General features: G+C 40.0%; 17 protein-coding genes and 1 pseudogene. 6 read left to right on the forward strand and 12 right to left on the reverse strand.

All coding sequences use genetic code 11. The features are described 5' to 3' along the window. Positions 1-484: 484 nt before the first annotated feature. The 5 genes from B0B05_RS08005 to B0B05_RS08025 all read right to left on the reverse strand — a co-directional run bounded on the left by B0B05_RS08005 (position 485) and on the right by B0B05_RS08025 (position 6,660). Positions 485-955: a hypothetical protein gene (locus B0B05_RS08005; protein ID WP_076783142.1), complete on the reverse strand. Its 471-nt coding sequence runs from the start codon at positions 953-955 to the stop codon at positions 485-487. A 4-nt stretch (positions 956-959) separates the two neighbouring features. Beyond that, positions 960-3,431: an EcoAI/FtnUII family type I restriction enzme subunit R gene (gene hsdR / locus B0B05_RS08010; RefSeq protein ID WP_076783143.1), complete on the reverse strand. Its 2,472-nt coding sequence runs from the start codon at positions 3,429-3,431 to the stop codon at positions 960-962. Positions 3,432-3,451: 20 nt separating this feature from the next. Beyond that, on the reverse strand, positions 3,452-3,829 hold the full coding sequence (locus B0B05_RS08015; protein WP_076783212.1) for a GxxExxY protein: 378 nt from the start codon (positions 3,827-3,829) through the stop codon (positions 3,452-3,454). A 210-nt stretch (positions 3,830-4,039) separates the two neighbouring features. Beyond that, a complete protein-coding gene (locus B0B05_RS08020; RefSeq protein WP_076783144.1) occupies positions 4,040-5,197 on the reverse strand; it encodes a restriction endonuclease subunit S in 1,158 nt (385 codons plus the stop codon). Beyond that, on the reverse strand, positions 5,194-6,660 hold the full coding sequence (locus B0B05_RS08025; protein ID WP_076783145.1) for a class I SAM-dependent DNA methyltransferase: 1,467 nt from the start codon (positions 6,658-6,660) through the stop codon (positions 5,194-5,196). Before B0B05_RS08025 ends, B0B05_RS08020 begins: the two co-directional genes overlap by 4 nt. Before the next feature lie 273 nt (positions 6,661-6,933). On the opposite strand from B0B05_RS08025, the gene B0B05_RS08035 reads away from it, so the two are divergent. Together B0B05_RS08035 and B0B05_RS08040 are read left to right on the forward strand one after the other, a co-directional pair. After that, positions 6,934-7,149, forward strand: coding sequence for a hypothetical protein (locus tag B0B05_RS08035; protein ID WP_076783147.1), 216 nt, complete (start codon positions 6,934-6,936; stop codon positions 7,147-7,149). A 134-nt stretch (positions 7,150-7,283) separates the two neighbouring features. After that, positions 7,284-7,925, forward strand: a complete 642-nt coding sequence (locus tag B0B05_RS08040; RefSeq protein ID WP_076783148.1) for a DUF6266 family protein — start codon at positions 7,284-7,286, stop codon at positions 7,923-7,925. Between the two features lie 68 nt (positions 7,926-7,993). On the opposite strand, the gene B0B05_RS08045 is transcribed toward B0B05_RS08040, so the two are convergent. Continuing rightward, positions 7,994-8,299 (reverse strand): helix-turn-helix domain-containing protein, encoded by a 306-nt coding sequence (locus B0B05_RS08045; RefSeq protein WP_159435858.1) that lies wholly within the window; start codon positions 8,297-8,299, stop codon positions 7,994-7,996. 780 nt (positions 8,300-9,079) lie between these two features. Continuing rightward, positions 9,080-11,398 (reverse strand): T9SS-dependent choice-of-anchor J family protein, encoded by a 2,319-nt coding sequence (locus B0B05_RS08050; protein ID WP_159435860.1) that lies wholly within the window; start codon positions 11,396-11,398, stop codon positions 9,080-9,082. A gap of 375 nt (positions 11,399-11,773) precedes the next feature. Between B0B05_RS08050 and B0B05_RS08055 the strand changes: the two genes are divergently transcribed. Together B0B05_RS08055 and B0B05_RS08060 are read left to right on the forward strand one after the other, a co-directional pair. After that, entirely contained in the window at positions 11,774-12,562 is a 789-nt protein-coding gene (locus B0B05_RS08055; protein WP_076783151.1) for a HipA family kinase, read from the forward strand. Continuing rightward, positions 12,540-12,923, forward strand: coding sequence for a DUF3037 domain-containing protein (locus tag B0B05_RS08060; protein WP_076783152.1), 384 nt, complete (start codon positions 12,540-12,542; stop codon positions 12,921-12,923). The genes B0B05_RS08055 and B0B05_RS08060 overlap by 23 nt, the downstream gene beginning before the upstream one ends. A 476-nt stretch (positions 12,924-13,399) precedes the next feature. On the opposite strand, the gene B0B05_RS08065 is transcribed toward B0B05_RS08060, so the two are convergent. The 4 genes and pseudogenes from B0B05_RS08065 to B0B05_RS08075 form a co-directional block, all read right to left on the reverse strand. Beyond that, on the reverse strand, positions 13,400-13,933 hold the full coding sequence (locus B0B05_RS08065) for a GNAT family N-acetyltransferase (protein ID WP_076783153.1): 534 nt from the start codon (positions 13,931-13,933) through the stop codon (positions 13,400-13,402). 124 nt (positions 13,934-14,057) lie between these two features. Then, positions 14,058-14,564 carry a methylated-DNA--[protein]-cysteine S-methyltransferase gene (locus B0B05_RS17190; RefSeq protein WP_245799263.1) on the reverse strand — a complete coding sequence of 169 codons (507 nt, stop codon included), beginning with the start codon at positions 14,562-14,564 and terminating at the stop codon, positions 14,058-14,060. Positions 14,565-14,594: 30 nt separating this feature from the next. Then, positions 14,595-15,101, reverse strand: a pseudogene (locus B0B05_RS17195) (bifunctional transcriptional activator/DNA repair enzyme AdaA); the annotation flags it as partial. A 334-nt stretch (positions 15,102-15,435) separates the two neighbouring features. Continuing rightward, the gene (locus B0B05_RS08075; protein WP_076783155.1) at positions 15,436-17,004 is read right to left on the reverse strand and encodes a serine hydrolase; all 1,569 of its coding nucleotides are present in this window, start codon (positions 17,002-17,004) and stop codon (positions 15,436-15,438) included. Between the two features lie 249 nt (positions 17,005-17,253). On the opposite strand from B0B05_RS08075, the gene B0B05_RS08080 reads away from it, so the two are divergent. Together B0B05_RS08080 and pyrF are read left to right on the forward strand one after the other, a co-directional pair. Continuing rightward, the gene (locus B0B05_RS08080; RefSeq protein WP_076783156.1) at positions 17,254-17,805 is read left to right on the forward strand and encodes a DNA-3-methyladenine glycosylase I; all 552 of its coding nucleotides are present in this window, start codon (positions 17,254-17,256) and stop codon (positions 17,803-17,805) included. Positions 17,806-17,982: 177 nt separating this feature from the next. Continuing rightward, entirely contained in the window at positions 17,983-19,341 is a 1,359-nt protein-coding gene (pyrF, locus tag B0B05_RS08085) for an orotidine-5'-phosphate decarboxylase (RefSeq protein ID WP_076783157.1), read from the forward strand. A gap of 152 nt (positions 19,342-19,493) precedes the next feature. Here the strand turns inward: pyrF and B0B05_RS08090 are convergent, their stop codons facing one another. Then, positions 19,494-19,790 (reverse strand): GIY-YIG nuclease family protein, encoded by a 297-nt coding sequence (locus B0B05_RS08090; RefSeq protein WP_076783158.1) that lies wholly within the window; start codon positions 19,788-19,790, stop codon positions 19,494-19,496. Between the last annotated feature and the right edge of the window lies 1 nt (position 19,791).

A 19,791-nucleotide genomic window follows, 5' to 3' on the forward strand; every position in this document is an offset into this window, starting at 1 on the left:
GGCGTAGTTTATCCTGAGTTTATCGAAGGGAAGCCTTTATCATAAAAGGATTTCTGATTATTTCCAATTCTCGCAGATTATTCGGATTATGCAGATGCTCAATTTATCTACAAAATCTGCCTCATTAGCGAGAATAACTTATTTCTTAGGATATCATTAAATGATGACCTCACAGATTTATCTGATAACGCAAATGCTCAATTTAAAATCTGTAAAATCTGCCTCATCAGCAAGAATATTATATTTCTCAGTATATCATTAAATGTCTACATTGTCAGGCTGAGGCGTAGTTTATCCTGAGTTTATCGAAGGGAAGCCTTTATCATAAAAGGATTTCTGATTATTTTTAATTCTCGCAGATTATCCGGATTGCGCAGATACTCAAATTTAAATCTGTAAAATCTGCCTCATCAGCGAGAGGTTTTATTTTTCAAATATGTCATTTAACTATGACCTCAAAATTGTAATTCACAATTAACTGACCCTATTCCTCCTCATCCAAAAAATTGAGTTCGTCGCTTCTCTGTTCATAATCGGGTGCAATCCCCGGTGGATTGAACAATCCCCAATGGTCTGTGATAAAATGTTTTGGATTAAAACCTGCCACCCAATCAATAAACAGCAACCTTAATTCCTCAATTTGCCTGCGAACCAGATGATAATACTCTGCCTCCTCAAAACCGAACATTTTCAAACTGTGGTGCGAAACCATCAGATCCCGGGCTGCCTTCCGGATCAAAGTGGCATTCTCCATTTTGATGTCATACAGTTTCACAGCGTTTGCACCCGCCAGTTTTACCAGAATCAGCATCGCATCGCCCAACATCTGCTCCTTCAGCATCAGAAGGTGTTCGTTGTCTTCCGGAACCAAATCCAAAAGTGTTTCTAAAGTAGAAAAGATCTCTTCTGCTTTTTGCTCAATGGGGGTTTTGGAAAAAAATGCTGCTTTATCCATTGCACTAATTGTAAAGGTAGCGCTGAAATTCAATAAAATTATTCCTGATGACTGCAATATCACCTAATTTATCTTTAGCATCTTGAATGCTGTGGTATTTTAACTGAAGAAATGCAGATAATTTTTGATCATCCAGTTCCTCTACGCCATTGGTAATATATTGCAGTAACACAAAATCTAAAAACTGACGGTGTTCGTCAGATAAATTTGCCAGGTGATCCTGCGCCTGCACCGCCCTTTGGCTTCTGTTTTTTATTTCCGAATTGTAGGCAACATAGGAAAGAACATCATAAATATCACTTTCTTCGGCATCCAATACCTTTTGAAATTCCCATAACTGATCTTTGGTAAAGCCGGTTTCAGCCAATTTTTGTAGCAGACTTCTTCTCGTAACCGGAACCGACCATTGTTTTTTCAGATCTTCCTCACTGGTGAAAAATTCCGGGAGCTTTCCAAAAAGGGTTTCTAAAAACTGCTGAGCGGTAATGGGTTTTCCTTCCGAACTCCAAAACGTAGTGGTAGTCATTGTCTGGAGTTTCCGCACATTGCCGTCCGAAAGTTTTACTTCAATGATTTTATTTTGTTTGTCACACCTGCAATCCACATAACCACAGACTTCACAAGGTTCTTTTGGCGGCGTTTCACAGATGCAAGGCGATTTCCCACAAATCTTACAAGGTTCTTTCGGTGTTGGCGGCGTAACAACAACGGGATCAATAGGTTCTCCGTCCCAATCCGGATCGTTAAAATGCTTGTAAGCCTTTACAAAATCATAGATGGTGAAATAATCTTTGTTATCATATAATCTGGTTCCCCTGCCTACAATCTGTTTAAATTCAATCATCGAATTCACGGGGCGCATCAGGACAATATTCCGGATTTCCGGTGCATCGACTCCGGTGCTCAGTTTCTGTGAAGTGGTAAGAATGGTGGGGATGTTCTTTTCATTGTCCTGAAAATCTCTCAGGTATTTCTCGCCCATTTCGCCATCTTCTGCCGTTACTCTCTGGCAATAACCCAGATTGGTGGACTCGGAAAACTGATTGATCAGATCCCGAACCAGCAGTGCGTGTTGCTGTGTGGCACAGAAGACCAAGGTTTTCTGGCTTTGGTCAATCATACTGAGAAACTCTTTTACCCGAAATTCTTCCCGTTGTTTGATTCTGATAATTCTGTTGAAATCACTTTCCTTGAATTCCCGACCGTCTTCTATTTCCCCTTCTATTAACTGATCTTCTGAAGTGTAAGTGTATTCATCCAAAGTAGTGGTAATCTGTTTTACCCTGAAAGGTGTTAAAAACCCATCATTGATCCCATCTTTTAATGAATAAATATACACAGGATCACCAAAATATTTATACGTATCACCATTGATGACGCGTCTTGGTGTGGCTGTGAGGCCCAATTGTGTGGCAGGAGAAAAATAATCCAAAATAGCTCTCCAGTTGCTCTCATCATTCGCACCACCTCGGTGACATTCGTCAATGATAATAAAATCGAAAAAATCGGGCGGATACTGCCCAAAGTTGGTCTTGGGCTGTACCTGGTAATTTTCTTTTCCTTCTGCTACTTTTAGCTGTTTGTGCAGCAAATCCTGCTCTATTTCATTTTCAGCTTTTTCTTCAATTTCCTGGTCGGATTCACCATAATTACCCGACATAAAGGTCTGGAAAATGGTAAAGAAAATACTGCCATTCTTCGGGACTCTGCCTTTTTTATTAATTTCTTTTGGCGAAATGCGCACCAATGCATCTTCTTCAAAAGCACCGAAGGAATTGAATGCCTGATCTGCCAGAATATTGCGGTCGGCAAGGAAAAGGATGCGCGGACTTCTTTTGGAATCTTTATTGATATTCCATTTGGCATTAAACAGCTTCCAGGCAATCTGGAAGGCAATGGCGGTTTTTCCCGTTCCTGTAGCCAGGGTCAGCAGAATGCGTTTCTGATCTTTCGCCACCGCTTCCATCACTTTATTGATGGCGTTTTGCTGATAATAGCGCAGTTCCCAGGTTCCGCTTTTGGTTTCAAACGGAATATCATAAAAGCGCTGCTCCCAATTGAAACTTAGCGGCTGCGAAATTTCTTCTTTCTGAAAGATCAAGTCCCAAAGTTCTTCCGGCGTTGGCACCACGCTGATGTCGCCCTCTTTGCCCTGCAAATCTGCTAAATAATACAAAACACCATTGGTTGCAATGGCATATCTCAGGTTGAGTCGGGCTGCATAATCTTTGGCCTGTCCCAAACCGGCGGTATAATACAGCGATTCTGCCTTGGCTTCGATTACTGCCAGATTGCGGTTGTTCATCTGCAGGATATAATCGGCTTTATCAGGCATTGCCCGTTTTCCGTTACCAATTAATCTGCCTTTGGTAATGGGATATTCTCTTCGCACTCTGGAATTGGGAACCACCGCCCAACCTTGCGTTTGCAGGTGCGGATCGATTAACTCGGCTCTGGTTTCGGATTCGTTTCTCAATGGTCTGAACTATGATTTTTTTATAAAACAACTCGCTTAAAAGTGAGACTTTTGCTACCAAAATTGATCAGCAACCCCACTTCAAATTTATACGCTTTCAAATAATTTAATATTTGTGCCAAGTGCACATCGTCTAACTGTGTAATCGCTTTAATTTCTACCAGCACTTTTCCTTCTACAATAAAATCGGCTCTTCTGGTGCCAATAGGTTCTGGTAAGTCTTTATAGTAAATTTCCTGATTAATTTCCCGTGCATATTCAAGACCTGCTTTGTACAATTCATAACCTAAAGCACGCTGATAAATTACTTCCTGGAAACCATTGCCCAGAAATTTGTGCACTTCAAAGGAAGCACCGATAATCTTTTCTGTTATGTCTTTGTACTTTAGTTCAGTCATATTTGTTTCTTTTTCTGAATCACGGATTATTTGGATTACACCTATTTTCTTCTGAATCACGGATTATTTGGATTACACCTATTTTCTTCTGAATCACGGATTAAATTTGATTACACAAATTACACAGATTTAAAGATAAAATAAAAAATCCGTGAAATCCCCTAATCCGTTAAAATGTGTGATTCAGACAACATCAATCCGTGAAATCCCTTAATCCGTAGAAATCTGTGATTCTGACATCTGCACCAATTCTCCTTTAAACGCTTTCTCCAAAATGCTTTTGCGCAGTTCTTCCAGATTACCCAGTTTGGTTTTGTATTTTGCTTCTAATTGTTTGGTTTGTTCTGAAAGCGCATCCAATTGTGATACAATTTCTTGTTGGGTTTCTAAAGATTTTGGGATGTTAATTCTTACTTCATCAAAACTGTAGTTGTTTATTTGTAAGATTGTTGTGCCATTTGCGATATCACTTAGTTTAAAACTTAAGAAGAAATAAAACAGCAATCTTTTATCAATTAATGTCTTGATTGGTATTGCAGCCATTATATTTAAATCAACAACTATATCAATATTTGTAAATCTCTTTTTATCAGTTAAAATCGCTCCACCTCTTTTTGGAAAGATGATACTTCCTCGAGGAATTATATTTTTCGTATTAATGTTTACCTTGTTTACATACCTTGATGAAGTATTTACAATTCCTTTCAAGTTTTCAGCTAAATTCATATCCGCTACTTTAAGATAAGCAATTTCTCCTTGTTTTTTTTCAATTTGAGGACTTAAGGTAGTTCCACTTTTAAACATCGAAACATCATTAATTTTTTTCTCTTCCCAACCCTCGCCTTTTTGGGAGAAGATTTGGTTGAGTTTGGACTGAAAGAGTTCTTTGGCGTTTTGGATATTTTTTTCGATGTTGGCTTTCGCATGATCAATGAGCGCAAATGCCGCATCCAATTTTTCTACAATCGCCTGTTGCTCGGAAAGTGATTTCGGATAAGAAATCTGAATTTTTAGAAGATCACTTTTTACTAAACTAGGAATTGTAGTTCCCTTATTGTAAGATGCAAAATCAATATTTAAACATTGGTAATAATTGAAAAGAGGTAACATTTTTTCGATAAAAGGATAAATTCCAAAAGCCGTATCAACATTCCAAAATTTTTGTTTTATCAATATTGGATTCGATATATTACCTTTCCTTCCAATAATAACAGTATTTTCCTCGCATAAAAATTTTGTTGCATATCCCATTACATTTCCTCCACTACCAAAGATTGGATATGAGCCATTTTCAGAAATTACATATTTTTGGTTTCTTCCATTAATAATCTGACAAACTTCCCCTAATTCTTCAACTTTCCAACTCATCCCACCAATTCATTTAAAGATTGTAACAGATCGGCGGTTTCAGTGTCCAGTTCCTGCATTTCGTCTAAAATTAAAACCGGTTCACGCAATGGTGCTTCTTCCGGTTTGTTCGGGTTTTTTACAGAGAGATCATACTGAGATCCTTCACTTTCGTTCAGGATGACATTCCAGGATTTTTCGGTTTCGGGCTTGGTTTTTTGTAAGGTCACAAATTCTTCCAAATCTTTGTCATTCAGCGGATTGGTTTTGCCCAGACTTCTGCCTGCCTCCAACTGGTAATACCAGATGTTTTTGGTGGGTTCGCCTTTGGTAAAAAACAGCACCACGGTTTTGACACCGGCTCCCAAAAAAGTGCCTTGTGGCATATCCAACACTGTGTGCAGATTACAACTTTCCAACAGATATTGGCGCAGCGCTACAGAAGCATTGTCGGTATTGCTGAGAAAGGTATTTTTGATGACGATGGCCGCTCTTCCGCCTGCTTTCAGAGATTTGATAAAATGCTGCATAAACAGAAACGCCGTCTCGCCGGTCTTGATGTCAAAATTCTGCTGCACTTCGCTGCGTTCTTTCCCACCAAATGGCGGATTGGCAAGGATGACATTGTACCGGTCTTTCTCCTGGATTGTTCTTATGCTCTCGCCCAGCGTGTTGGTGTGCACAATATTGGGTGCTTCTATGCCGTGCAGAATCATATTCATCGTCCCGATGATGTAGGCCAGGTTTTTCTTTTCTTTGCCGTACAGGGTTTGCTCCTGTAATTTTTTAAGATTAGCGGTGGTTTTATCCATACGCTCATACAGATAATCGTAGGCTTCGCACAAAAATCCTGCACTGCCGCAGGCGGCATCATAGATGGTTTCACCCATTTTGGGATCGGTCACTTTTATCATCGCCCGGATGAGCGGGCGCGGTGTGTAGTATTGTCCGCCATTGCGCCCCGCATTGCCCATATTCTTGATTTTGGTTTCGTACAGGTGGCTCAGTTCGTGCTTGTCTTTGCTGCTTCCCAGAGGCAACTCATCGATATAATCCAAAATCTCCCGAAGGTTGTAGCCCGATTTTATTTTGTTGGACAGTTCAGAGAATATTTCCCCGATTTTGTATTCGATGGTTTTGGGATTGTCGATGTGTTTTTCCTTGAAACCTGCGAGATACGGAAACAGTTCAAACTCGACAAATTTCACCAAGTCAGGCCCCGTCTTTACTTTATGAATATCCTGTTCTCCTTTTTCATTTTTGGGAGCAGCCCATTTTTGCCAACGGTAATTCTCGTCTAAGATTGGTGTATAACCTCTCCCTTCCAAAAACGCTTCGTCTGCCCGGTTTTGGTCAAAACTGTCTAAATATTTGAGAAACAAAACCCAGGAGGTCTGTTCGATATAATCAATTTCAGAATCGGCTCCTGAATCTTTGTATAAAAGGTCGTCAATATTTTTGAACGTCTGTTCGAAGTTGGGCATCTACGCTTTTTTTTAATAAATATAATTAATCTGTAAATATACAAAGTAAGCCCTACACAAGTAAACTGATTTTTTGAAAATATTTATTACTCTAAAGGGCAGATATTGAGAAAACGCCTCTTTTTCTTAATAAGCTGCAAAATTTTCTTCTGCCCTCCCTGCACCCTCCTTGCAGACTCCTTCCCAAAATCGCCCAATTTCGGGAACACTTCGCAACAAGTCCCGAACGAGTCTGCAACAAAACGGCTTTTTGCAGTGCCAAACAAAGACAGGATGCGACAGCCAAAGACATCAGAAGACATCCCAGGACAAAGGGCGACACAGGCGGCAGCCAACAGCCAACAGAGGAAACGGAGAGACAATGCCCGACAACTGGAGACCAACAAAGACAAAGCCCGAAGATCAACGCTTTTCTGTGACAAGGAGAGCCTAAAATGCTTATACACCGACAACCAGAGACAAACGCTACCATCTGATGAAAAAGACTGACGGGAAGCGCAAAATACGGTCATAAAATGAAACTTAACGACAGCTAAAGAAAGCTTACGACACTGCTAATCAATATCTTGCAATTGTAAGTTTTCCCCATTACTTTTGTTTTATTAATCCTTAAAAAGTAAACAATGGGAACAATTAAAAAAGGGATCCTCGGGGGATTCAGCGGAACCGTAGGCACGGTAGTGGGCGCCAACTGGCGAGGTATGGATGTGATGAGAAGCCGTCCAAAATCTTCGGGCAGCAACCCCACACCGCTACAGTTGCTGCAAAGGCAGAAGTTTGCCCTGGCTATTAAATTTCAGAATGCCCTGCGCTCTATGCAGAGCCGCCTCTACGGAGAGCGGTCCGGGGTAAGGTCGCGGGTCAACCTGGCAGCTGGCTATCTGCTAAAGGAAGTGGTTGCTGAGCAAAATGGGGAGGCGGTTCTAATGATGAACAAGGTCATCATTACCAAAGGTGACCTTACAGGCTTCCAAAACCTAACGGTGGTGGCCGGCAGCAACCAGACATTGGTTTTTGATTGGGAGGACAACAGCAATCAGATGCTGGCACAATCGACGGACATTTTCTGCACTGCCGTGTTCGAAGAAGAGAGTGGCGTCTTCAATGTTCAGGAAGGGCCAGAACAGCGGGATGCGACCCAAGCCACCCTGGCATTGCCTGACAACTGGAGCGGCAAAACGGTACATGTGTACGCTTTTTTCCAGAATGCTGCTCAGAACAAGGCGTGCAACTCGTTGTACCTTGGCACGGTGGCTGTGCTGTAGCACCACCTTTTTGACATTAAAAAACCGTAGAAAAGTTATCTTCTGCGGTTTTTTAGTGCCTACCCTTATTATCCCAAATAGGACTCATCCTGTCCGTCATTGCCCTCCATCAGCTCATCTACTTTTTGCGAGAGGTAGTAGATCTTACCACCAAGTCTTTTATACGGTACAATACCCTTGTCGCGCCAGCGCTGGAGAGTTCTGCCGCTTACATTAAAGAGCTGCATCATATCGGCATTGTCATAATACTTTTTTACCAGTCCCGGGCTTTGGTCTTGCTTCTCAAAATTAGGCTTGCGATAGGTTGGCCTCTTGCCATTATGATTTCCCATTGTCATCTTGTGCTTTATATTAAAAAATCCGTTTACCGCCATTGGCATTGTTTTCTTTTGGAACGGATTAATACAAATTTAATTAAATAAAAGCATAATTACCAGCCCTATACAGTATTAGAAGCCCTTTACAGGGGGAATTAGGGGCAAAAGTTTTCCACAATTTTATGAAAGCACCAATAATGCGCTGTTGAGGGCTAAAAAAAGCCAAAAACAGGACAATAAGCGGCACTTCCAATTAAACAATATTAATTAAAATAATGATTAACAAATAATTACAATTAAACAAACTTTTTATAACACAGCTAAACAGAATAGTTAAAATTAAATTTTTGAGCCTATAGCCTATTTTCATCTCACCCAATATTCTTTATTCTAGGGATTTCTGATTATTTTTATTGACCTATCCTTTTAATTAATATTAAAGAACAATAATTAATAGAAGTTATTCCAACAAAAGCCCTTCGATAGTTCGTCAGGCTCACTACAGGCTAAACTCAGGGTGACATTCCGAATACTAACCGCAATATTTTAGAATTGTCAGGCTGAGCCTGTCGAAGCCCTTATTAGTAAAAGGAATAAGTCAATATTTTTAATTCTCGCAGATTATTGCGATTAGGCAGATGCCAAAATTTTAATCGGTAAAATGGGCCTCAACAGCTGGAACATTTTATTTCTCGGTATGTAATTAAATGATGACCTTCTCATTAATAACCTATCTTCCAATGAGGTCAAAATTGATATTTCCCCAAAGCAACCAATCGTCATAAAACAATAAAACCTGCTCATAAGAACAGGTTTTTGATTGGATATAGAGAAGTTTTAGTTTTTAATAAATTTAAGAGCCTTCACCTCTTGGTCTGTAAATATCTGGATAATGTAATTACCTTGAGATAATTGACGGACATCAATATTCTCCCGGATATTACCCTTCGTGATACGTTCCAGGACATTTCTTCCAGAGTAATCTGTAATAACAACTTTATTGATCTTAGTTCCGCTGCTGATCTTCAGAATATCATGGACAGGGTTGGGGTAGATTGTTAAAATTGTTGTTTTATCGACATCCCCTGCAGCAAGGGTCTGATCAAGAGCATGTACAGCCAGGGATGATACAGATTCGCAACCATCCACAGTTTGAGTCGCATAGTAGATTTCGTCATGAACGATTGTTGTAGTGGCAGGCAGTGCATTGATATGATTTTCTGCATCAGACGCCGATGCATACCATTTGATACCGACACCGGTAACATTCAGCACGCTCAACTGATCACCCTGGTTGAATGTTTGCGTAGCAATACCCGTAGGAGCCGGCGTACTGTTAACGGTTACCTGTACTGCCTGGCGGCTTCCTAAGCAATCGATTAGTTTATAATTAATTCGGCCATTCCAGGTTCTGGGCGAATATAAATTACCAGTAAAGGGGTACTCCAGTCCGGCACCTGTAGTGATGGTCATATTATCGTCTGAAAAAGCTTCTCCTACTGAACCATTAGAATAATTAAGCCAAACACCCGCCTGGTTGGATGTGACATACAGCGCATAAGTTTTACCGGCAGGTATCGTTAGCTTACCTACTGTGATATTAACAGGACTGCCTGTATAGACCACATTGGCACTACCTAATTTTTTCCAGGCTGCGGGGTTGTTCTCATAACCGATGTATGTCCCTTCTTTATAATAGACCTCTACAGTGGTATTACCCATTGGAGACACATCAAATGAATTGATAACCAAATCCTTCTGAGCAGTTACATTAAACATATTGCCACTGTGGCGGTTACCCCCAGCAAAGGTAGTCTGTAAAACCTTCTGCGGAGACAACGATACACCCTGGGTATAATAGGTGGTACTGGCCGGCAGAACAGGCGTTGTAAAGATCTGCCCTGTAAAATAAGGGCTAACATCTGCCTGCTGGTTATACCACAGGAACTCGTCTGCACCTATGGCAGACACTGTAGCCGCCGTATTGGCACAGGTCGTATTGCCTGAAACCGATACATTGATGGGATTGGCCTCAGTAATGTTAAACGACAAGGTTTTGGACACATTGGCAGCATCTGTTACCGTTACCTGATAATTACCTGCGGCAAGATTGACAGCGGTGGACGCAGTCTGTACCGGCGTGGTATCCCAGCTATACGAATAAGGTGCCGTGCCGCCAGTGGCAACTACTGTGGCGGAGCCTGTTGAACTGCCATTGCACGATATGTTTACCTGAGATCCTACTAGCTGTAACATGTTGCTAACTTTGACAGAATATGTTCTACTACCAGAACAGCCACTGCTGTCTGTTGCAGATACTGTAAAGGTGTAGTTCCCTACCGTGGTAGGAGTGCCAGACAGAGTGCCGTTAGAAGAAAGCGCTAACCCAGCAGGTAAACTGCCGGAAGTGATAGCATAGGTAGCACTACCCAATCCGCCTGACTGACCAAACGTAACGGAATATGGCGTACCCACAGTACCATCAGTCAAAACACTGCTAGCCGGTGTCAAAGCTATCACGGAGCAGACATAAGGTGTATAAACTACATTATCCAGCCCTATATAATCAGAGTTAGTTCCTATGGGGCCCGCTGCAGTTACAAAGTAACGGAAAGCAATACGCCCTGATGTTGGTGCCGGAAGCCCTGAGATTGTAATGGTGTACAACGTCCATTGTCTTGGGTAACCACCTACAGTGAGTGAAGGATTAATACTTAAAAGAAGTGTCGTAAAATCACCCGTAGCTGTTGCACCACTACCTACATTGGTACTGGCACCATTCGTACTCAAGCGTACCTCCATACGATCCGGATAATCTTGTCCAACATCATATTTACGCGTATAGAACGTAATAACATCGCCATTCCTAAATGTCCTGTTAGGTGTCAGAAGCCAGTTGCTGATAGTTCCCGTTCCCCCAGATGTACTGTTAAAATTACAAGCAATATAGGCGTTAGCTGCTCCGTTATAGGCTGTAAAAGGACCACCATTGGATGGAGGGTTTCCCTGGAACCAAACAGGATTAATCCCTGCCGGGGTACTGTTATTGTGCTGATACCAGCCACTACCTGTAAGTGTCGTAATATCGTCAAAATTCTCTGTAAATGCCTGTGCGAAAAAAACTTTCGTAAAAAGCAAAATTAAGACGACTGTCATTTTTTTGTAAAATTTTCTCATATAGATATTTTTTTATTGTAATCATAAAAGTAAAAACGATGAATGCATTATAAAAAAATTAAAGGGGGACAAATGGGGGACAAATGATTTTACAAACAAACCCTATTGATTAACAATACATTACACATAAATATAATTTTAATTATTCATCAGACATCATCTATAAAACTGTAATTAATTGTGTCTGCAATAACAAAATGTAAGCATATCAATATCAATTTACCTCCAAAATGCTTTTAAAATGATACAATCTGCACATGGTCAGCCAATTGGCGTTTGCCGATTATAGACAGGATAACTGTAAATTTTAATTAGCTTATCCTACAATTTGCTATTTTTACCAAAAATTACAAATTGGACTTATCTCTAAGAACGGTCACGGTTACCCGATATATCTTGCCTTTGCGCGAAGGCGGCTCTCTGCCGGCGTTGGCAGAAGCGGATGACGATTTTAAGTATGTTTTGAAATTCCGGGGAGCCGGGCACGGCGTAAAAGCGCTGATCTCTGAACTGATTGGCGGTAAAATCGTTCAGGTTCTGGGATTCCGCATCCCGGAACTGGTGTTTGCCAACCTGTCGGAAGATTTTGGCCGAAGCGAAGGCGACGAAGAAATCCAGGATTTGCTGAAAGCCAGCTCTGGGCTTAACTTGGCGCTGCATTACTTGTCCGGTGCCATCACTTTTGATCCGGCAGCGGTAAAAATTGATCCGAAATTGTCTTCGGAAATTGTCTGGCTGGATGCTTATCTCACCAATATCGACAGGACTTTCCGCAATACCAATATGCTGATGTGGCACAAAGAACTGTGGCTGATAGATAATGGCGCATCATTGTACTTTCATCATTCCTGGGACAATTGGGAAAAAAACGCGGTAAGCCCTTTTACTATGATAAAAGACCACGTGCTATTGCCACAAGCTTCTGAACTGGATGCTGCCAATGAAAAATTCACAGCAATTCTGACAGATGACATCCTGAGGGAAATTGTAGAACTGATCCCCGAAGACTGGTTACAATGGCACGATACCGAGCTGTCTCCTGACGAAATCAAAGCGGTGTATTTCCAGTTCCTGACCAGACGACGCACTCATTCTGATAACTTTTTAAACGAAGCCAAAAATGCAAGAGCCAAAGTTATATGAGTACGCGGTAATCCGCCTGGTACCGAAGCCGGAGCGTGAAGAATTCTTCAACGTTGGCTTGATTATGTTCTCTAAAAAAGAAAAATTTATCCGGGTAAAAATCCATCTTTGTGAAGACAAATTCCGGCTGATGCAGTCCAAAACCGAATTCGGAGAAGTCCTGAAACATTTGGAATCATTTGAGAAAATTGCGCTGGGTGAGAGATCGTCCGGCTCCATTGCGCAACTGGACATCCCGGAACGTTTCCGATGGCTGACGGCGGTAAAAAGCTCTATTATACAGACATCACGTCCGCATCCCGGAGCAAGTTTGGATTTAGACAAAACTTTTGACAGGTTGTTTGAGGAATTGGTAATGTAAGCTGGTGAGACTTGCATTTTTCAGTAGATTGCAATTAATAGTTTTACAGGTCATCATTTAATTACATACTAAGATATATGATATTCTCGCTAATGAAGCGGATTTTGCAGATTTAATTGAACATCTGCTTAACCGGAAAAATCTGCGAGAATTAAAAATAAGCAAAAATCCTTTATTCATAACAATTTTTTAAACCACATAAGTCACATAAGTTAAATCACTGTCAATCAAAGTATAAAAAGTTTTAAAATTTTAGCTTTTGTTAACTTCCTTAAAATTATAAAACCTTAATTATACCAATTATACCGACAAATGCTATAAAAAGATGCCGCTCCTCTGTAGTAATAGTTTGATCGAAATTATTAGGTCTTTTGACTTTTGTGGTTAATAAAATATTTTTTGTCATGTACTAAACAAAAATCCTTTTAATAAAGAATATTTGGTGATATAAAAATATCTTATGATCTCTAAATAGTTTAATTAATATTATAATCGGTTTTTAGAATTTCGAAAACCACATTGAGCCGATCCGGTTCGCCGTAATAAACGACGGTGACTTCATCCACTTTTTTGGCGCCCAGTTTTTCCATGGCTTTTTGAGAGCGGAGATTGTCTTTCCCAACGTGGAAATTGACCTTGTCCACAAACTGGAAAATATAATCCAGCATCAGTTTTTTGACTTGCGGGTTCATCTTGCTGCCCCAGAATTTCCGGGCATAAAAAGTATATCCAATGAAAATGGAATTATCAGCGGCATTGTAGTTATAAAATCTGGTACTGCCGGCAATTTCACCGGTATTTTTTTCGATGATTTTAAAAGCACCGCCACTTTCCAAGGCGCCTTCGAAAAAACGCTCAAAGACATCGCGCTTGTAGCGGTCTTTATTCGGATGTTGTTCCCAAACCAAGGGATCCGAAGCTACCGAAAACAGCTGCTCAAAATCATTTTCTTGTAACGGAACGAGCTTTGCATCATCATTTTCGAGAATGGGCTGAATGGAAAAATTCATTTTTCGGTTAATTTTTTCAAATTTAAAAATATGTTTTGGCTAGAGCCTATTATTTTCCACAAAAAATGAGCAGCCTTCCTTCGACAAGCTCAGGATGACATCGCCCACTCCTATTGATTTTGTATCAAAACAAAATTGCTTTTTCCAGCTCCAAAAGTTTCTGTTTTCGCCAGATGCCACCGCCGTAACCTGTCAGCGTCCCATTGGTGCCAATAACTCTGTGACAAGGGATGATGATGGAAATTTTGTTGAGCCCATTGGCATTGGCAACTGCTCTTACCGCTTTTGGATTCCCCAGAATATCCGCCTGCTGCTGATAGCTTTTCGTGGTTCCGTAAGGGATCGTACGTAGAATTTCCCAAACTTTTTTCTGGAAATCGGTACCAACAGGCGCAAGAGGAACTGTAAAATCAAGCCTTTTGCCTTCAAAGTATTCCTTCAACTCTTTCTCCAAAGTTTTGAAATGAGGATTGTCTCCCTGAACAATATTCGCGTTAAAATGTTTTGCAATATCTTTGAGCTCGGTCGGCAGGGCTTTTCTGTCTGAGAATTCCAGCATACAGATCCCATTTTCGGTGGCGCAGGCAATCATTGTCCCCAGCGGTGTTTCGATTCTTTTGAGGTCAACGATTTTTTCTGATTTTGAGTTTTTGGGTGAAACGCCGAAAATATTTTTGAAGCTATCCGTGAAACCGCTCAGGCTTTCGTAGCCATTGTCCAAAGCCACATCCAACACATTATCGCCTTGTTGCAACTTCTTGAAAGCCGAATTGATCTTAAATATCCTTTGGAATGCGTGGAAGGTCATCCCGTGATGTTTCAGAAACCAGCGCCTTACCGTAACCGGCTCCAAACCTCGTTTTACCAAATCATAATCTTTGAATTTCAGACCTGGGTTTTCGGATAATTCATCTAATAATTCCTGAATGGAGGCGGGTGTTTCATCAGGATTCTCCAGCGGTTTACAAACTTTACAAGGCCTGTAACCTTTCAGGATCGCAGATTTTGTATTATCAAAAAACTCAACATTTTCGGGTTTTGGTTTTCTGGCGGTACAGGTTGGACGGCAAAAAATACCTGTGGTTTTTACGCCCATCCAAAAAACACCTTCGAAGTCCGGGTTTTTATCAAAAGAAGCCTGATACATTTGGTCAAAACTAAGATTCATTGTTCTAAAAGATAATTGATGAATGATAAATGATTCTTGCAAATGTAAAGTTATTGGCCACTGGCTGACAACCGAAAAATGAACAGGTATTTTTTATCATAAAAAGATTATATGGCCAATCTTTCTGACCATTGTAATTCTTTTGGTTAATCCTGGAAACTCTTTAGAATTTGAAATTCTGAAAGGGTGTAATTAAGAAGTCATAACATATTTTATATCAACCAAGATTGTTAAAAAAGATTTCTGATTATATTTAATTCTCGCAGATTACCCCGATAACGCAGATGCTGAAATTTAAATCTATAAAAATCTGCCTCATCAGCGAGAATATTATTTAGTATGTAATTAAATGATGTCTTCTATAATTAATCTTCTTTAGATCCAGATCTTCAAAATCAAAGCTGAAATCTGTTGCATCTGATATTGGTTTCATTCTCGCAGATTGTGCTTTTCCGTTCTCATCAAAATTCAAAATGAAAAACGCATCGGCATCATAACTTCTGTCATCCCATTTCGCTACAAAAGAATTGGCAGAATAAGGGATCAAATCACCCTTTAGCTTTGGAGAAGATTTGCTGATAATCCTGTAACCTTTGCCCAGTTTGGAAACCTCAACAATCCCAAACCAATCATCCTTGTACCAACCGATGAATTGATCATCTTTCAATTCAGATCTGAATTTTGAAGCTTTATCATAAACTTCCTTTTTTTGCTTTGCAAAAGTGTCTTCATTTTTCTTGTTTCTGTCACCATATATTTTCAGCCAGTCACGATTTTCAATTCCAAGATAGGCATCTTTTACCGAATTGGTAATCGTAGAAAAAGCGGCTCCGGACTGTTGATTGGTTAAAACTACAATTCCCAGCTTCATATCCGGGATCAATGTAAAATGGGTTACGGTTCCAATCAACCCTCCACTATGCTGAACTTGCAAATGTCCTTTTACATCACTTAAAAACCAGCCCAATCCATAACCGTAAAAATGAGTATCATAAGGCGATGTCAGTGCAACTTTATCAGGAATCTGAAGGCTCCACAATTCGTGGGCATTTTTCTCAGAAACCAGCCGTTTTCCGTCTTTGGTTATGAAACCGTTCAGAAGAAAATTCGCCCAAGTCGTCATATCATTAATATTGCTGAGGATTCCGCCTGCTGCGTTGGCGGTCTCATTCCAGTCGTGAGGAACTGCAATGGCTTTCCCGTCAACAGGCGCATGCGCATCAATCATATTTTGTGAATTGGCAGCAACCGCTCTTTTATAACTTCCGAAACTGGCAGTCATCCCGACAGGTTTCATAATCCGTTGCTCGATAAAATCTGCCCATTGCAAACCGGAAACTCTGTGGATCACTTCTCCGGCAACAATAAACATGATGTTGTTATAATCCAGAGTTGTACGGAACGGATTCTCAGGTTTAAGGAACCTTACGTTGTGAACAATATCATTGACGTTAAGATTTCCGCCTTCCGGGAAAAACATCAGGTCGCCTTGTCCTAAACCAAGTCCTGCTCTGTGCGTAATCAAATCCTTAATCGTAATATTTTGGGAAACATAAGGATCAGCCATTTGAAATTCGGGGATATATTTGGTCACTTTATCATCCCAATTGAGTTTGCCTTCATCTGCTAAAATTGCGAGAGCAGTACAAGTGAATCCTTTGCTATTAGATGCAATGCCGACTAAAGTACTGGCATCCATTGGTTGATTATTATTAAGCGAACGAACACCAAAACCTTTGGCATAAATCAGTTTTCCGTCTTTCACAATGCCAACGGACATTCCGGGAACATCAAAGGTTTTTAGGGAGTTCTGAATGAGTTCGTCCAGTTTTTTTTCCTCGATCTGAGCATCAATCAAGCAAAAAGAGAAAAGAAGAAAGAGAAAAGATAATGATTTATTCATTTTAAAAAAGCTTTGTACGAAGATAGGAATTTTGTAAAAGTGGAACTATATTCCATTTATTAAGTTTGTACTTTTGTTTTAATTAAACACAAAGGCACAAGAAAATATCATATCAGATGTTTCTATGGCACAATGGTAAAATCAAAGATTTTTTTTCAAATCTTTACATTATGCCTTAAAACTTAAAGAAATAAAAATAACGTCATTGTGCCTTTGTGTGTACCTTTTAAAGAATTAATATCACCAAAAATGTCCTATTGCCAAGCCATAGAAACAATGCAGCCGGAAGAGCGAAAAGCATTGCATAAAAATTACCACGATAACCATTATGGCTTCCCTATTCATAATGATGACGAACTTTTCGGAAGATTAATTATGGAAATTAACCAGGCCGGACTGAGCTGGGAAACGATCCTGAAAAAAGAAGCCTCTTTCCGCAAAGCTTACAGCAATTTCAGTATCGAAAAAATTGCGGCTTACACAGAAAAAGACCGAGAACGCCTTTTGTCCGATGCCGGAATCATCCGAAATAAGCTAAAAGTCAACGCAGCGATTGAAAACGCCAAAACTATTTTGGAACTGAAAAAGGAATTCGTTTCTTTTGAAAAATGGCTGGAGCATCATCACCCGAAAACGAAAGAAGAATGGGTGAAACTGTTCAAAAAAACATTCAGGTTTACCGGTGGCGAGATTGTCGGAGAGTTTCTGATGAGCATTGGTTTTCTGAAAGGTGCACATTCTGAAAACTGTACAATCAATGAAAAAATATTTGCTGCTAATCCGAAGTGGAAAGAAAAATAAACCACAAAAGTCACAAAAGGGAATTTATTAATGAAAGCCTTTATAAAGTTCAAGAAAGCTAATTTTAAAACATTTTTTTATTATTAAAATTTTGATAAACTTCAAAATCCCCACAACTCCTGTGGCTTTTGTGGTTAAAAAAATAGCCTTAAATTTGTAGAAATCTAAGAAAAATCAATGGAAAGTAAAAAAGAATTCTTCCTGGAGTGTTACAAGCTCGGGATCATCAAATTTGGCCGTTTCACACTAAAAAGCGGCATCGAAAGCCCTTTTTATGTCGATTTGCGACCATTAGCATCAGACCCAAAAATCCTGAAAAAGCTCGCCAACTATCTGCTGGATATGCTTCCTTTGGATAATTTTGACATTATTTGTGGCGTGCCTTATGCTGCATTACCCATGGCAACAGCGATGTCTCTGGAGAGTTATCTACCTTTGATTATCAAAAGAAAAGAAGCTAAAGCTTATGGCACTAAAAAACTGATAGAAGGCATCTACGAAAAAGGCCAAAACTGTCTTTTGGTAGAAGACGTCATCACATCAGGGAAATCGCTTGTAGAAACCATTGACGAAGTGGAAAATGAAGGCATAAAAGTTTCTGACATTGTTGTCGTTCTGGACAGGGAACAGGGCGGAAAAGAAAAATTAGAAGAGAAAGGCTATAAAGTACATTCACTTTTCAATATTTCTGAAGTTGTAGAAATCCTGAGAGAAGTCAATTATATTGATGAAGAGGAAGTGGCGAGAATCCGTGACTTTGTGAATGGCAACCAGGTGGTTTTCCAAGAGAAAAAACGCTTATCTTATGAGCAAAAGCTGGAAATTACCGAACATTCTTTTGCTAAAAAAATCCTTGAAATCGCCATTGAAAAAAGATCCAACCTGATTGCCTCGGCAGATTTTATCACGACCCAGGAACTCCTTAATTTCGCAGACATTGTGGGTCCGCACATTGTCGCACTCAAAACGCACATTGATATTCTTAATGACTTTGATGCCGACGAGACAATTCTTCCGCTCAAAGATCTGGCAGCAAAACATAACTTCCTGTTAATGGAAGACAGAAAATTTGCGGACATCGGTAACACACAGGAGCTGCAGTTCTCCTACGGCACCTTCAAAATTTCTAATTGGGCAGACCTCATTACTTCTCACGTCATTGGTGGCAGCAAAAGCCTGGATTGCTTTGTAAACGCTGGTATCGTTGCGATTTTGGGAATGTCATCCGAAGGCACTTTAACCGATTCCCACTACCGTGAAGAAGCGTTGAAAATTATAGAAAACCATCCTAACATTGTGGGTTGCGTGGCTCAAAATAAAGTACCTGACAATATCCTGCTCTTTACGCCAGGTGTCAATCTGGGGACGAGTGGCGATGGCAAAGGCCAACAGTATAACTCTCCGGAGCATGTGATTAAAAATTATAATACTGATTTCATTATTGTGGGACGAGGCATTTATAAAGCCGATGATCCCGAGTTGGAAGCATTGCGCTATAAAACTGAAGGCTGGCAGGCTTATCAGGACGCTTTGTAAACTGTATCAAGTATAAAACATTTGCAACCCTTTCAGAGTTTGGAACTCTGAAAGGGTTTTTAATAGTTTCTAGTCTGAGGTTTTGTCAGTCTGAGGTTCTCGAAGACCAAAAAATAATTCCAAAAATCTTCAGATTTTTGTCCATATTAAAATCACTGATTAGGGAATTTCCTCTTAGAAAGATTAGGTAGTTTTTCCCATTCATCATTGATGACCGCTTCTTTCTTCTTTCTGCTCCAGCCTTTTAACTGTTTTTCAAAAGCAATAGCTTGATTGATGTCATCGAACTCTGTATAATAAACGATTTCAACGGGTCTTCTATTATAGGTATATGCGTTGGGATCATAACCCATTTGATGATACAGAAAACGTGTTTCCAAATCATTGGTTACTCCGGTATAATAAGAATTATCAGTACAAAGCAAAATATAAACGTAGTATCTTTTCATC

The organism is Epilithonimonas bovis DSM 19482 (genome assembly GCF_900108115.1).
GTDB lineage: Bacteria > Bacteroidota > Bacteroidia > Flavobacteriales > Weeksellaceae > Epilithonimonas > Epilithonimonas bovis.